The following is a 14955-nucleotide window of genomic DNA, read 5'->3' as shown; positions in this document are numbered from 1 at the left end:
GAACCGACCGCACCGATGCCGGGGTGCACGGGTCCGTCCGTTCACCGCGAGGGGTACGAAACGCCGGTCAGTTCCTCGGAGATCGTCCACAGCCGGCGCTGGAGCGACGCATCGTAGGACCGACGGCTCGACCGGACGGCCTTCGGGTAGCCCCTGCTCTGCTGGAATCCACGCGGGCCGTAGAACTCTCCTCCCCGGACGTTCGGGTCCGTCGCGGCACGGAGAACGGTCAGCGCCCCCATCGCCGGGGACTGGAGGAGGAGTGGCCGGACGGCGGCGAACGCCGTGCGGGTGAGAGCGGACGCATGCGTCATCGCGTCCTTGGAGCCCGTGGTGTCGGCGCCGCCGGGATGGGCAGCGACGGCGAGCGGCCCGCCCGGGGGCAGCCTGCGCTGGAGCTCGTAGGTGAACAGCAGATTGGCCAGCTTGGAGTGCCCGTACGCGGCGGTCCGGTTGTACGGGCGCGTCCGCCATCCGAGATCGGTCAGGTCGATGGGACCTCCCATGCGGTGACCGGCGCTGCTGAGGGTGACGACGCGCGAGCCGGCGGAAGCGGGCAGCAGGTCGAGCAGCAGCCCGGTGAACGCGAAATGCCCCAAGTGGTTGGTCCCGAATTGGAGTTCAAAACCGTCGGCGGTCGTCCCGCGCGGGGTGTACATCACGCCGGCGTTGTTGATCAGCAGATCGATCCGGGGGCAGCTGCCGCGCAACTCGTCGGCGGCGCCGCGGACCGAGGCCAGGGAGCTCAGATCCAGCCGCAGCACACGCACCTCCGCGGCGGGCGCGGCGGACGTGATCTGGGCCGCGGCCCGCTTGCCCTTGTCCGGGTCGCGGACCGCGAGGACCACGGATGCGCCGCTCCGCGCGAGCGCCATGGCGGTCTGGAATCCGATGCCGGTGTTGGCGCCGGTGACGACCGCGGTGCGTCCGTGCTGATCGGGCATGCGGCCTGCGGTCCAGCGTGCGGGGGTCGGTCGGGGCATGTCTGTCTCCAGGTGTCACGCCGGGGCGGCCTCGATACGGGCACGTCGCGAGGTTAATGCCATTCACCTCGTGGTTAATAGTGTTAACCTCGGAGATGTGACAGTCAACCGGCGCCCCAGCGGCACCCATCACGGAGATCTGCGCAACGCGCTCGAGGAGGCCGCGCTCGCCCTGGTGGCGGAGCGTGGCCCGCACGGCTTCACCCTCGCCGAGGCGTGCCGGAGGGCCGGGGTGAGCGTGTCGGCTCCCTACAAGCACTTCGCCGACCGGGACGCCCTCCTGGCCTCGCTGGCACTGAGGGGCTACCAGGAGCAACAGCGCCGCTACAGAGCCGCACTGACCTCCACGGCGGACCCCGTCGACCAGTTGGCCGCGTTCGCCGCCGCCTACGTACGCTTCGCCGCCGAGGAGCGCGCGCTCTTCGACATCACGTTCCTGGCCGGCCTGGACAAGAGCCGACACCCCGAACTGACGCAGGCAGGTGCCGCCCTGCACGACGACCTGATGCCCGTCACCAGCCGGCTCACCGGTGACCCGGAGGCAGCGTTCGGTCTGCTCGTCCGCGTCTCCGCAGTCGCCCACGGACTTGCCCTGTTCCTCCAGCAGGACATGCTTCCCGGCACCTGGAACACCCTGGCAACGGTCGAGGCCCAAGCGGCGCTCACGGCCCGTGCCCTCATCGACCAACTGGCACACGCCACCGGCGCGGAGGGTCACCATGTCCACCGGGACCGATGACTTCGGGCACGCTCTCGACCGCATCCGCCGGGGCAGGTACGTCAGCCTGACCACACTCCGCAGGGACGGACGCACGGTCGCCACGCCCGTCGGCTGTGTCGTCCGGGACGGGATCCTGTACGCCCTGACACCGCCGGACTCGGGCAAGATCAAGCGGATCCGCAACAACGCTCACGTCACTCTCGCGCCTTGCGGCATGAACGGCACGGTTCCTGCCGGCGCGCCCGTCGCCCCGGGGACGGCCCGGCTCCTCGACGAGGCGGGGACCGCTCGTGTACGCGACCTGATGCGGCAACGGTTCCTCATGTACCGCCTGGTGCTGCTGACCGACCGGATCCTGCGCCGCGAACGCCCACTGGTGGCGATCGCCGTCTCCGCGCGAAACAGGCCACGTCCAGGGGACCGTTGACGACGAGGTCGGTGACGCGGTGGCCCCGGTCCCGGCCTCGGGTGCCGCCGCCGACAGGCCGGGGGTCCGGGGGTGCCGTCCGGGTATCAGTCGCAGTCCGTGAGGCGACGCAGCAGCCGGCCCGCCTCGAGGACCCTGCGCACGTCGTCCGGCGCCAGGGTGCCGAGGCGCGCAGCGAGGGCCTCGGCCTCACCGCGGGCCATCCTGACGAGTTCCCGCCTGCCCGGCGCGGTCATGACCACCCGCGTGGCACGGCCGTCGACCGGGTCGGGTTCGCGGCGGACCAGTCCGGCCGCCTCCAGCTGCCCGATCGCGGCGGTGACCGTGGGCTGGGTGCAGGCCGCCCGCTCGGCGAGGACGCCGACGCGTGAGGGACCGTACTGGTTCAGCAGGGCGAGGACGATGAGCGGGGTCGGCTGCACCCGCGGTTCGGGACGGGCCCGGCGCAGCAGCCGCACCAGTCGGTGCAGGGACACCACGAAGTCCAGGGCGTCGTCCTCGCTGACCGCCGCCATCGTCCGCCCCCTCGCTCCGTCTCCGTCGGGTCAGGGAATCCCGATCGTCGGCGAGTACAGGTCCATCCACAGCGCCAGGTCGAGGGCGCGTTCCAGGCCGTGCCGGGCGGCGTGGGTGCTGACCGGGGTGTCGGTCCGCACCGCGTCCCCCAGCCAGGTCCGGCTGACCAGGTCGAACACCGGGTGCGTGGGCTTGGCCAGCAGGTCCTTGGCGTTCTCCTGGAGCGCGACGAAGTACTTCGGGTCCTGGGTGGAGGGGTAGGGGCTCTTGACCCGGTCGTAGACCGAGCGGGGCAGCACGTCCGCGGTGGCCTCGCGCAGCAGGCTCTTCTCCCTGCCGTCGAAGGACTTCAGCGACCAGGGCGCGTTGTACACGTACTGGACCAGACGGTGGTCGCAGAACGGGACCCTGACCTCCAGCCCGTTGGCCATGCTCGCCCGGTCCTTGCGGTCGAGGAGGATGCGCACGAAGCGGGTGAGGTGGAGGTGGCTGATGACGCGCATCCGGTACTCGAAGTCGCTCTCGCCGTCGAGGCGGTCGACGCCGGCGACCGCGCGGCGGTAGCCGTCGTGGACGTAGCCCTCCAGGTCAAGGGCCTTGGCGACCTGGTCGGTGAGGATGTTGCCGTCGTCGCCGAACTCGGTCGTGAACCGCACCAGCCAGGGGAAGGTGTCGGCCCGGCGGGCCTCCTCGTCGAAGAACTGGCGGTAGCCGCCGAAGACCTCGTCCGCGGACTCCCCCGAGAGGGCGACGGTCGAGTGCTGCCGGATGGCCTTGAACAGCAGGTAGAGCGAGGAGTCCATGTCGCCGAGCCCGGCCGGGATGTCGCGGGCGCGGATCACCCTCGCCCGCACCTCGGGATCGGCGAGCTGGTCGGAGTCGAGGACGATGTCCTGGTGCTCGGTCCCGCAGAGCGCGGCGACGTCGTGGACGAACGGGGTGTCGGGCGTCCCGCGCAGGCTGTCGGGGACGAAGTGCTCGGTCTGGCCGACGAAGTCGACCGCGAAGCTGCGCACCTTCTCGCCCTGTTCACCGAGTTGCCGCGCCGCGAGCGCCGTCATCGCCGAGGAGTCCAGGCCGCCGGAGAGCAGGGTGCAGCGCGGCACGTCGGAGACGAGCTGACGGCGCACGATGTCCTCGAGCAGCTCGCGCACGCGCGCGATCGAGGTCTCCTTGTCGTCGGTGTGCGGCTCGGTCCGCAGCGACCAGTAGACGTGGGTGCGGATGCCGTTGCGCCCGACGGTGACCACCGTGCCGGGTTCGACCTCGCGCATGCCGTCCCAGATCGCGTGACCGGGCGTCTTGACGAACGCGAAGAGCTCCCGCAGCCCGTCCAGGGTGACACGGCGGGGGACGAGCGGGTTGGCCAGGATCGCCTTGGGCTCGGACCCGAACAGCACGCCGTCGTCGGTCGGGTAGTAGTAGAAGGGCTTGATCCCCATCCGGTCGCGGATCATGACGAGCTTCTGTTCACGGCTGTCCCAGATGGCGAAGGCGTACATGCCGTTGAGCCGTTCGGCGACGCCCTCCCCCCACTCAAGGTAGCCGCGCAGCACCACTTCGGTGTCGGAGGTGGTGGTGAAGCGGTGGCCGCGCGCGGCCAGTTCCTCGCGCAGTTCGGTGAAGTTGTAGGCCTCACCCGAGTACACCATCGCCACCGCGCCGCCCTCGGGTGCCTCCGCGCTCATCGGCTGCCGGCCGCCCGGCAGGTCGATGATCGCGAGCCTGCGGTGCCCGAGCGCGGCGGGTCCGTCGACCCACGTGCCGCGGTCGTCCGGACCGCGGCAGGCCATCGTCTCGGTCATCGCGTCGACCGTTTCCTGCTCGTTCCGCAGGTCCCTGCGGAACGAGATCCATCCGGCGATTCCGCACATGCGTATGCCTCCGGGCTGTCACTGTGCCCGTCCGTCGTTCGCGACGTCACGGATCGGGTTGGCCCTGGCCGGCTCCGCGGCGCGGTTGTCACTCTCGGTGATATGTATCGGGCACCTATCAATCGAGTCTCCGTCGGCTCCGGTCGACCGTCAAACGCCGGCGCCGACCCCGTGCTCCACGAGGGGGCCGACCGTCAGACCGGCTTCCCGGCAGACCCCGACCAGCGCGGGAAGCGCCGCGAGGGTCGCCCGCCAGGACCCCGGGGCGGAGGCGTGGTCGCTGTCGTGCAGCAGGACGGTGGCGCCCGCGCGCAGATCGGGGCGGAGCGTCGCCAGCACGGACTCCGCGGTGGCGTCGGGCGTCCAGTCACGGCCCCAGGCGCTCCACAGGACCGGGGTCAGGCCGGCGCGTGCCGCCGCCGCCCAGCGGCCGCCGGTGAGGATGCCGTACGGGGGGCGGTACCAGAGCGGCACGGTGCCGCAGGTCTCGCGGACGGCGCGGACGGCACGGGCCAGGCCGGTCCGCTCGCGTGCCGGATCCGGCAGCCAGGGACGGTCGTGGGTCCAGCCGTGGACGGCGATCTCGTGGCCGCGCCGGGCGGTCTCGCGAACGATCCCGGGGTGCCCGTCCACACGTGCGCCCAGGACGAAGAAGGTGGCCCGGACCGAGAGTTCGTCGAGGGCGTCCAGGAAGTGCGGGGTGGAGACCGGATCGGGACCGTCGTCGAAGGTGAGGGCCACGTGGTCGGGGCGCCCGAGGCCGGCCAGGGCGGGGAAGGCCCGGCGGCGCAGTCCGGGGAGCCAGGTGGCGGCCGGGACGACGTGGCCGGCCGCGAGGACGCCGCCCGCGAGCGCCGCCCGCCGGACGTCGGCGCCGCGCCTCATCGCGGCCCGCCGTGGACGGTGCGGTGCCGGCCCTCCGCGCTGCCCGGGCGGTGCCGGTGCGGCACGTCCCAGCCGCCGGCCACGGCGGGCGAACGCGACAGCCCGACGGCGCCGGCGGCCATCAGGGCGACGCCGGCCGCCTCGGGCACGACGTGCGCCCCCAGCGCGATCCTCTCCTCGAAGAGCGCCCAGCCCAGCGCCACGCTCACCACCGCGTCCCCGATGGTCAGCGCGGGCTGGGACGCCGCGAGGCTGCCGGCCCGCAGGGTGACCTGGAGCAGCAGGAGGCTGAGCAGCCCGACGGCGCCGACGGCGTACAGCTGCCAGGAGGCGAACACCCGGGGCAGGCCCTCGGGGACTCGCCCTGTGACGTCCTTGATCAGTGCCGCCGTGCAGGCGAAGCAGGTCGCCGTGGCGCACCCCAGGACGCAGGCCCGCGCGCCGCCCTCCAGCGCCCGCCCGACGAGCCACAGGACGAGCACGAGCAGCGCCAGCGCCGCACCGGCGCGCGGCCAGGTGCCCGGCAGGGCCTGCGCCTCGCCGCCGGACGGCGTCGCGGCGCCGAGGAACAGGGCCAGCCCTCCGGCCAGCGCCAGGAACCACAACCAGGTCGCGGCGTCGGGCCGCCGGGAGAACGCGAGGCTCCCCGCCATCAGGGTGAACAGCAGCTCGGTCGCCATCAGCGGCTGCACGACCGAAAGCTGTCCCACCGCCAGGGCACTGGCCTGCAGGCCGCCGGAGACCACGAGCGCCGCCATCCCGGCCGCCCAGAACGGGCGCCGGACGAGTTCCAGCAGACGCCGCAGCCGTCCGCGCACGCCGTGCGCCGCACCCCCGTCCTCCTCCTGCTGGAGGGCGGCGCGCCGCTGCAGCGCGGAGGCCGCGCCGTTGGCGAGGGCCGCCAGCAGCGCCAGTACGACGGTCAGGACGGGCACCGCGTCATCCGTACTTGCCCGCGAGCCGCCGGTAGACCCAGGGCATGACGCCTCGCACGGCGACCGGGACGCGCAGCCAGCGGGGGACGTACACCTCGTCCCGTCCGCGGCGGATGGCGTCGGTCACCACCCGGGCCACCCGCTCGACGGGCATCGGGCGTGGCCGGGACCGGGTGTACGCCACGCCGCGCGTCGCGAAGAACGGCGTGTCGACGACACCCGGGACGACGTGGGTGATCCTCACCCCGGTGCCGGCCAGCTCGTAGCGGAGCGAGTCGGCGAAGGCCCCCAGCGCCGCCTTGGCCGCGGAGTAGACGGCCTCCTCGCGGACGCCGACGCTGCCGGCGAAGGAGCCGATCAGCACGATGTGGCCGCTGCGCCGGGCCAGCATGCCCGGCAGCACCCGGCGGACCAGCTCCATCGCCGAGACGACGTCCACCATGAAGATCCGTTCGATGACGCCCTGCGGCATCGAGGCGAAGGGGCCGGCCCAGCCGATGCCCGCCCCGGCCACCAGCAGGTCGACCCGGCCGCCCGTCACGAGCCCGGCGTCGCGCACCAGCCGGCCGGTGCCCTCGGGGTCCGCCAGGTCGGCGGGCAGCGCGGTCCCCGAGGTGCGCTCCGCGACCGCCCGCAGGCGCTCGTGGTCGCGTCCGCTGACCAGCAACCGCCATCCCTCGGCGGCGAGGCGGTCGGCGATCGCGGCGCCGATGCCCGAGGACGCGCCGGTGAGCAGCGCGACGGGGGCCGGTCCGCCGGCCGGGTCCGCCGGGCCGCGCACGGGCTTGCCGTGCACCGCCTTGCCGCCGGAGACCGCTTGGGGAGGCTGAGAGGTCATGGCACCGCTTTCTGTCCCTGCCGCTGCAGCTGCCGCCCGAGGTGGCCGGTACGGCTCCCCCGGGGCACGTCCCCCCTCCGGTCTCAGTAAACCGCCCGATCGCCGGACCGGCTCTGCGGGCGACCCGGCCGGGACGCCCGGGGGGACGCCCCGGCCGTCGGTCGCACGGCGGTACGGGCGCTTCGTTTCAAGACGGGGCAAATCGGTTAGACCCGAGTAGTCCGCGACTGGTGTACGAGGTGATCACGTGCCGGATGTGTTCGCAGCAGCCCCGCCCGTCCGCCCCCGGCGGGACATGGTGTCGCGGTGACGCACACCGGGCGGGCGGGCCGTGAGCCCCGGCGTTTCCTCGTGCTCAGCGCCGCCATGGGAGCCGGCCACGACGCGGTCGCCGACGAGCTCGTCGCACGTCTCACCGCACGCGGCGGACAGGCCCGCCGGGCGGACGTCCTGGAACTCCTGCCCGCCCACGCCGGCGCGGCGCTGCGCGCGTTCTACCGCGCCACCGTCCTGCACCTGCCGCTGCTCTACGCGGGCATCTACGCGACCTTCCTGCGCCCGGGCGGATCACGCCGCACCCCCGGCCCGGGCGGGCTCGCCGGGCTCGCCGAACACGGGCTGGCCGAACTCGTCCGGCGCGAGCGGCCGGGGCTGGTCGTCCCGGTGTTCCACCTGGCGGCGCAGCTCACCGGCGGGATGCGGACCCGCGGATCGCTTCCGGTGCCCAGCGCGGTGGTGGTCACGGACTTCGACGTGCACAGCCAGTGGCTGCACCCCGGCAACGACCTGTACTGCTGCCTCACCGAGAGCGCCGCCCGCCGGGTGCGGGAAGCCACCGGACGCCCGGCCGCGGCGACCGGCCCCCTGGTGGCCTCCCGCTTCCTGGCGACCGCCCCGGACGCCGGGCCCTGGCACCGGGTGTTCCGTTCCCGGGCGCCGGGCCGGCCGGCCGTCCTGCTCTCCGCGGGTGCCTGGGGCGCCGGCACGCACCTGGCGGAAACCGCCGCCCTGCTCGCCCGGGCCGGTTTCCTGCCGGTGGCGCTGTGCGGCGAGAACCGGCGGCTGCGGGCCCGGCTCTCCCGCGTCCCGGGAACGCTCGCGCTGGGCTGGGAACGGGACATGCCCGGGCTGATGAGCGCGGCGGACGCGCTGGTGGACAACGCCGCGGGGCAGACCGCGCTCGAGGCGCTGGCCATGGGGCTGCCCGTCGTCGGCTACCGCCCCATCCCGGGCCACGGCAAGGCCGGGGCGCACCAGATGGCCGCGCTCGGCCTGACCCGCTTCGCCCCCGACCCGTGGACGCTGATCGACGTCCTGGACGGCCTCACCCGACCCCGCCGCACGCAGCGCGCCCCCTCCGCGGCCGCGGCCGCGCTCTTCACCGAGGACACCGCGGCGCACCTGATGGAGGCGTGCGCACCGGATCCGGTCGCGGTCTGACCGCATGGACGCCCTGCTGCACGCCCTGTCCATCACGGGTGCCATGACCTGGGACATCACCTGGGCGCTGATCCTCGGCTTCGCGCTGTCCGCGGTCGTCCAGGCCGTGGCCCGCAAGCAGGGCGTCGTCGGCCTGCTGGGCGACGACCGGCCGCGGACCCTGGTGATCGCGGCGGGCCTGGGCGCCGCGTCCTCCTCCTGCTCGTACGCCGCCGTCGCCCTCGCCCGGTCGCTCTTCCGCAAGGGCGCGGGCTTCACGGCGGCGATGGCCTTCGAGATCGCCTCCACCAACCTCGTCGTCGAACTCGGCGTCCTGCTGGCCCTGCTCATGGGCTGGCAGTTCACGGTGGCCGAGTTCGTCGGCGGACCGGTCATGATCGTCGTCCTGGCGCTGCTCTTCCGGCGCCTGCTCCGCCCTGACCTGCTGCGCGAGGCCCGCGCCCAGGCCGACCGCGGTCTCGCCGGGTCGATGGAGGGGCACGCCGCGATGGACCCGGTTCGCCGTACTGCCCATCCGGTGCTGCGCCCCTGGGGACCGTTCCGCCGTCGGACTCGCGCGACGAGTGCCGGTCCTGGTGAAGGCGGTCTGAAGCCGGCCGTCCCGCACACCGCCCACCGCCCCCGTCCGGGGCGCCGGGGCCTGTGGTCTCATGGGCGGCGTGAGCCGCGCCACCGAAGAGACCAACCGCCGGATGCTCCGGGCACGGGACGCGATGGACCGCGCCTACGCACAGCCGCTGGACGTGCCGGCGCTGGCGCGGATCGCCCATGTGTCGCAGGCGCACTTCACGCGCACCTTCCGGGCGGCCTTCGGCGAGACGCCGCACCGCTACCTGCAGCGCCGCCGCGTGGAACGGGCGATGTTCCTGCTGCGGGAGAGCGACCGCAGCGTGACGGACATCTGCTTCGAGGTCGGCTTCGGCAGCCCGGGGACCTTCAGCCGCACCTTCCGGGACATCGTGGGCACGTCACCGCGGGCCTACCGCAAGCAGGCGACGGCCATCGACGTGCCGACGTGCTTCGCCAAGGCGTGGCTGCGGCCGCGCGCCTGATCACCGGGCGAGCCGTGCCGGCCGCGCGAGGGGACGGGTGGGCCGAGCAGTTTTGGATAAGTTTCCGCCCGGCCCGCGCAGTAGCGTGATGCACATGTTCAACGCCATCACGCACTCGCAGATCTACGTCCTCGACCAGGACGAGGCCCTCGCCTTCTACGTCGGCAAGCTCGGCCTGGAGGTGAACGCGGACGTCGACCTGGGCTTCATGCGCTGGCTCACGGTGAGCGTCCCCGGCCACCCCGAGCGCCAGATCCTGCTGGAGAAGCCGGGCCCGCCGGCGATGTCCGAGGAGACCGCCCAGCAGGTCCGCGAGCTGGTCACCAAGGGCGCCATGGGCGGCCACCTGATCTTCAGCACCGACGACTGCCGCAAGACGTACGAGACCCTGCGGGACCTCGGGGTGGAGTTCACCGAGGAGCCGACCGAGCGCCCGTACGGGATCGACTGCGGACTGCGCGACCCCTTCGGCAACAGCATCCGCTTCACCCAGCCGAAGGCCTGAGCCGCGGCCGCCGCGAGGCGCCCGCGACCGGTCCCAACCGAATGCCCCTCCCGGACGTCTGTATCGCACGTCCTTCCGCCCGGAGGGCCCGTGCCACCGGCACGCGGCCCCCGGGCGGGCGATCAACGCCCCGAGGAGCATCATGCCGTCACGTCAGGCACCCCGTTCCGCCCCTCCGCACCGGCCGCTCCTGGCGACCGCCCTCGTCGCCGCGGCCGTGCTGGTCACCGCCCCGGAGGCGTCCGCCGCCGGGACCGTCCCGCCGTCCGCGGCCGCCGTGGCCACCCACGACCAGGCGGTGACCCGGGCCGAGCGGCAGGCCGTCCTCGACCACTGGACGCCGGAGCGGATCGCGGCGCTGACCCAGCCGTCGTCCGGCAACCCGCCCAAGAGCGGCCCCGACGGCGCCCCGTGGACGGAGCGCAACGGCCTCGCCCGCACAGTGGGCCGGCTGTTCTTCACCGACCACGGCGAGGACGCCAGTTGCACTGCCACCGTCGTCGACAGCGCCAACGGCAGCACCGTCGTCACCGCCGGGCACTGCGTGAACAACACCGACCTCATCGGTGAGGACAACCAGTGGACGCGGAACGTGCTGTTCGTGCCCGGCTACCACGACGGCCGGGCGCCCTACGGGAAGTTCACCGGCCGGCTGGGGGTCGTCGCCCCGGCCTGGCTGGAGAACGACCAGCAGCACGGCGAGGTGTACGGCGCCTACGACCAGGCCTTCGTGGTCCTCAACACGGACGCGCGGGGCCGGACGGTGCAGGACGCGGCCGGCGCGGCGCAGAGGATCGGCTTCGACCGGCCCGGCGGACGGACGGTCCACCAGTTCGGTTACCCCCGCTCGGCCTCGGACCCGGACCGTGAGGGCCTGCCCGAGTACACCGGCGAACGGCTCGCCTACTGCGCCGGACAGCCCGAACAGGTCGTCGGCACCCCCGAGTTCCCCGCGGCGAAGGGCCTGTGGGGGACCGAGTGCGTCATGGGCGGCGGCTCGAGCGGCGGACCGCGGATAGCCGGTCTCGACCCGGAGACCGGCGTGGGCACCGTCGTCGGCGACAACTCCGAGGGCAGCCGGCTCGACGCCGGGGGCAACGCCTGCGACCCCTGGGACCCGGCCCCGGGCTGCGCCCGTCACCTCGTCGGCCCGCAGTTCACCTCCGCCGTCACCGAGCCGCTCTACGAGCGCGCCGGACGCGCCGGACGCTGAGCGGGCGCCGAGCGGGCGCCGAGCGGGCGCCGAGCGGACGGCACCGGCACACCGGGCACCGCCCGGCCGCGGCCGGGCGGTGCCGTTCGCGCCTTTCGCCCAACGGCGTCCGGGATCACCGTCGTTGGGCCCGGAGCCAGTGACTCCCAACCCTCTCCCGGCGGCCGGGAGGGCGTTAGTCTGTGCAATCTCATTGCACGGGCCATCGAGAACGGGGGGCATGGTGCCGGGGTTCGTGTTCCTGCGTCTGCGCGCGCATCGCCTGCTGCTCGGCGCCGCCGTGCTCTCCGTTCTCCTCACCACCTGCGCCGTCGCGGCGCTCGCCGCGTTCAGCTCGGCCGTGGGGGACGCCGGTCTGCGGCGGGCGCTGCAGGAGCAGTCGGCCGCACGGACCCTGGTCGAGATCACCGCCGACGTCGACGGCAAGGACCCGGGCGCGGCGGACGAGGCCGTGCGCGCGACGGTCAGCGGCGCCTACGACGGCCTGCCGGTATCCGTCAGCGCGGTCACCCGTTCCGGGCCGTACGGGCTCCCGACCGCGCTGCGCCCGACCGGAGCCCCGCGCACCGTGGACCCGGACCTGACGGTGCTGTCGACGCTGGACCGGGCGCGGGTGACGATGGCCGAGGGCGCCTTCCCCGGTCCGCCGGCGGACGGCGGCCCGGTCCCGGTGGCGCTGCCCGAGGCCGCCGCCGCAGCGCTGAAGGTGCGCACCGGCCAGGAGATCACCCTGGCCGACCGACTGCACCGCGGCACGCTGCGGGTGCGCGTGACCGGGACATACCGGCCGGTCGACCGGTATGCCCTGTACTGGCGGCTCGACCCGCTGGACGGCCGCGGCGTGCGGACGCTCTCCTTCACCACGTACGGCCCGATGCTCACCGACCCCGCGGCCTTCGGCCCCGGAGGCGTCCCCGCGGTGGAGATGGCGTGGCAGACGCGGGGGAACTTCGCCGCCATGACCACGGCCCGCGCCGACGCCGTCAGCGCGAGCGTCCAGCGGACGGTGCAACGGCTGGACGCCCTGCAGGCCACGAATTCCCTGGTGGCGAAGAGTGAACTCCCCGACCTGCTAACGGAATTGCGCGGCACCCTGCTGGTGAGCCGGTCGACCCTGCTGATCAGCGTGCTGCAGCTGATGCTCCTGGCCGCGCTGTCGCTGCTCCTGGTCGCCGGACTGCTCGCGGAGGAACGTTCCGGCGAGACGGCGCAGTTGCGGGCCCGCGGCGGTTCGCGCGCCCAGATGACGGGTTTCGCCGCGGCCGAGGCCCTGTTGCTGACCGTGCCGGCCGCGGCTCTGGCCCCGCTGCTGTCCGGCCGGCTGGTGCGGTTGCTCGCCGGTCATGGGGCGCTGGCCCGGGCGGGGGTACGGCTCGAACCCTCGCCGGTGACCGCCTGGTGGGTGGCGGCGCTCACCGCGCTCGCCTGCGCCCTCGCCGTCGTCGGACCCGTGCTGCGGCACTCGGGGACGTACGCGCAGGAGCACTCGGCGCGGCGGCGCCGGCGGGCGCTGCCCGCAGCGGCGCAGGCGGGTGCCGACGCGGGGCTGGTGCTCGTGGCCGGCCTGGCCTTCTGGCAGTTGTCCCGCCGCGAGACGGGCGGCGGGGCGCTGAGCACGGACACCTCCGGACGGCTGGGACTGGACCCGGTCCTGGTGGGGGCGCCCGCGCTGTGCCTTCTGGCGGGTGCGGTGCTGGCACTGCGGCTGCTGCCGCTGGCGGCCCGGCTCGGTGAACGCCGCGCGGCGAAGGCCCGGGGGCTGCCGGCGTCCCTGGTGGGCTGGCAGCTGGCGCGCCGTCCCGGACGCGGGGCGGGGCCTGCCCTGCTGCTGGTCTTCGCCGTGTCGATCAGCATGTTCGCGATCGCGGAGAACAGCACCTGGACGCGGTCGCAGGCCGACCAGGCGGACTTCGCGGTCGGCGCCGACCTGCGCGTGTCCGGTTCCGCCACGCCTGCGTTCGGGCAGGGCGGGATCTACGACGACGTCCCCGGCATCACGGCCGTCACCCCGGCCGTCCGCGACACCGTGTCCCTCCCCCGCGACCTCGACGCGACCGTCGTGGCCGTCGACACCACCTCGGCCGCGCGAGTCCTGCGACTGCGCGACGACCTGTCCGCCGAATCCCTCGCCGACCTCATGCGGCCCCTGCGGGCGGACGGCGGCCCCGCCGCCCGCGACGCGGGGTTCGTCCTGCCCGACGGTACGGACCGGCTCCGCCTGACGGTCCGGCTCCGCGCCCTGGGGGACGGGGACCGCACCCTCGCCGGCACCGTGACGGACGAGTTGTCCGTGACGCTGACCGACCGGTACGGCGTCCCGTACACGCTCTCCCTGGGCGAGGTCCGGGCCGACGGCGAACAGCACGTACTGGAGGCCGACTTCGGATACGTGACGGGCCGGGCACGCGGCGCGGGCCCGGCCGGGCCGCTGCGGCTGACCGGCCTCAGGGCCGAGTACCCGGTGCCCCGCAAGAACGAGCGGCACAGCCTGACCGTCACCGGCGTGCACGTGGTGACCGGCGGCGGCGTCCGCGAGGTGCCCGCCCCCACCACGACGGCCTGGTCCGCCGGCACGCAGATCGACAACCCGGACTTCCCCGAGGCCCCCGGCCTCGGCTACCGCCCCGCGCACGCCGGCGCACCGCGTTCCGCCGCCGGCACCCCGCTGACCGTCCGCTACGACACCGGCGAGGAACCCTTCCAGAAGGACACGCCGAGCGGTGCCGACGGGGCCGCCCTCACCCTGCGGGCCGGGCCGCGGCCGCCCGCGGTGCTGCCCGCGGTCGTCACCGACGCCTTCCTGGGCGCGCTCGACGCGAAGCCCGGCGCCACCGTTCCCGTCGAACTCGGCGGCACACGGCTGTCCCTGCGCATCACCGGGTCGGTCCACGCGCTGCCCACCACCGGGCGGGACGGCTCCACGGGCACCGGCGGCGGCGCCGTCCTGCTGGACCTGGCGAGCCTCGAGCGCACGCTCGTCTTCCAGGAACAGCGCGGGCTGGAGCCCACCGAGTGGTGGCTCGCCGCCGGGCCGTCCGGCGCGCCCCGGGTGGCCTCGGCCCTGCGGGCCCGGGGGGACGCCGCCACGATCGTGGTCCGGGACGAGGCGCGGGCGGAGTTGCGGCGCGATCCGCTCGGCGCGGGTCCGCTGTCGGCCCTGCCGGCGGCGGTGGTGGCGGCCGCGGTGCTGGCCGCGGTGGGCTTCGCGGTCGCCGCGGCGGGTGCGGTGCGGGAGCGCTCGGAGGAGTTCGCGGTGCTGCGGGCGCTGGGGGCGCCGCAGAAGTCGCTGGCGCGGGTCATCGCGGCGGAGCAGGGGCTGCTGGTGCTGACGGCGGTGGGGGTGGGGGCGCTGCTGGGCGGGGTGCTGACCCGGTCCATCGTGCCGTTGATCGTCCTGACGGCGCGCGCTGACAGCCCGGTGCCCGCGGTACGGGTGGAGTTGCCGGCCGTGCCGCTGCTGGAACTGCTGGCCGCGGTGGCGGTGCTGCCGCTGCTGGCGGTGGTGGTGGCGGCCTTGCGCACGGCCGATCCGGTCCGCGCGCTGCGCCGGCAGGGAGGGGAATGAG

13 protein-coding genes and 1 pseudogene are annotated in these 14955 nt (G+C 74.4%); 8 read left to right on the top strand and 6 right to left on the bottom strand.

Going from position 1 to position 14955, the window contains the following annotated elements:
• Positions 1-41: 41 nt before the first annotated feature.
• A complete protein-coding gene (locus tag ACFW3D_RS13195) occupies positions 42-983 on the bottom strand; it encodes an oxidoreductase (RefSeq protein ID WP_500504199.1) in 942 nt (313 codons plus the stop codon).
• Positions 984-1080: 97 nt separating this feature from the next.
• Between ACFW3D_RS13195 and ACFW3D_RS13190 the strand changes: the two genes are divergently transcribed.
• Positions 1081-1722: a TetR/AcrR family transcriptional regulator gene (locus ACFW3D_RS13190; protein ID WP_500504197.1), complete on the top strand. Its 642-nt coding sequence runs from the start codon at positions 1081-1083 to the stop codon at positions 1720-1722.
• Positions 1703-2131, top strand: a complete 429-nt coding sequence (locus ACFW3D_RS13185) for a PPOX class F420-dependent oxidoreductase (RefSeq protein ID WP_500504195.1) — start codon at positions 1703-1705, stop codon at positions 2129-2131. The genes ACFW3D_RS13190 and ACFW3D_RS13185 overlap by 20 nt, the downstream gene beginning before the upstream one ends.
• 86 nt (positions 2132-2217) lie before the next feature.
• On the opposite strand, the gene ACFW3D_RS13180 is transcribed toward ACFW3D_RS13185, so the two are convergent.
• From ACFW3D_RS13180 to ACFW3D_RS13160, 5 genes are all read right to left on the bottom strand, one after another.
• Positions 2218-2646, bottom strand: a complete 429-nt coding sequence (locus tag ACFW3D_RS13180; protein ID WP_500504194.1) for a MarR family winged helix-turn-helix transcriptional regulator — start codon at positions 2644-2646, stop codon at positions 2218-2220.
• 30 nt (positions 2647-2676) lie between these two features.
• A complete protein-coding gene (asnB, locus tag ACFW3D_RS13175; protein ID WP_500504193.1) occupies positions 2677-4521 on the bottom strand; it encodes an asparagine synthase (glutamine-hydrolyzing) in 1845 nt (614 codons plus the stop codon).
• Positions 4522-4671: 150 nt separating this feature from the next.
• Positions 4672-5406, bottom strand: coding sequence for a polysaccharide deacetylase family protein (locus ACFW3D_RS13170; RefSeq protein ID WP_500504191.1), 735 nt, complete (start codon positions 5404-5406; stop codon positions 4672-4674).
• Positions 5403-6341 (bottom strand): DMT family transporter, encoded by a 939-nt coding sequence (locus ACFW3D_RS13165; RefSeq protein ID WP_500504190.1) that lies wholly within the window; start codon positions 6339-6341, stop codon positions 5403-5405. Before ACFW3D_RS13165 ends, ACFW3D_RS13170 begins: the two co-directional genes overlap by 4 nt.
• Before the next feature lie 4 nt (positions 6342-6345).
• Complete coding sequence (locus ACFW3D_RS13160) at positions 6346-7179, bottom strand: SDR family NAD(P)-dependent oxidoreductase (RefSeq protein WP_500504189.1); 834 nt, start codon at positions 7177-7179, stop codon at positions 6346-6348.
• 306 nt (positions 7180-7485) lie between these two features.
• On the opposite strand from ACFW3D_RS13160, the gene ACFW3D_RS13155 reads away from it, so the two are divergent.
• The 6 genes and pseudogenes from ACFW3D_RS13155 (at position 7486) to ACFW3D_RS13130 (ending at position 14954) form a co-directional block, all read left to right on the top strand.
• Complete coding sequence (locus ACFW3D_RS13155; RefSeq protein WP_500504188.1) at positions 7486-8619, top strand: MGDG synthase family glycosyltransferase; 1134 nt, start codon at positions 7486-7488, stop codon at positions 8617-8619.
• 4 nt (positions 8620-8623) lie between these two features.
• Positions 8624-9124 (top strand): annotated as a pseudogene (locus ACFW3D_RS13150) (permease); the annotation flags it as partial.
• 145 nt (positions 9125-9269) lie between these two features.
• Positions 9270-9671 carry a helix-turn-helix domain-containing protein gene (locus tag ACFW3D_RS13145; protein WP_500504187.1) on the top strand — a complete coding sequence of 134 codons (402 nt, stop codon included), beginning with the start codon at positions 9270-9272 and terminating at the stop codon, positions 9669-9671.
• A 94-nt stretch (positions 9672-9765) separates the two neighbouring features.
• Complete coding sequence (locus ACFW3D_RS13140) at positions 9766-10176, top strand: VOC family protein (protein ID WP_500504186.1); 411 nt, start codon at positions 9766-9768, stop codon at positions 10174-10176.
• A gap of 142 nt (positions 10177-10318) precedes the next feature.
• Entirely contained in the window at positions 10319-11389 is a 1071-nt protein-coding gene (locus ACFW3D_RS13135; RefSeq protein ID WP_500504185.1) for a trypsin-like serine peptidase, read from the top strand.
• A 235-nt stretch (positions 11390-11624) separates the two neighbouring features.
• Complete coding sequence (locus ACFW3D_RS13130) at positions 11625-14954, top strand: ABC transporter permease (RefSeq protein WP_500504184.1); 3330 nt, start codon at positions 11625-11627, stop codon at positions 14952-14954.
• Position 14955: the final 1 nt, after the last annotated feature.

Origin of the sequence: Streptomyces sp. NPDC058864 (assembly GCF_042742985.1) — a bacterium.
Lineage (GTDB): Bacteria > Actinomycetota > Actinomycetes > Streptomycetales > Streptomycetaceae > Actinacidiphila.
Note: the sequence above shows the minus strand (reverse complement) of the source record. Positions and strands in the feature narration are given on the sequence as shown.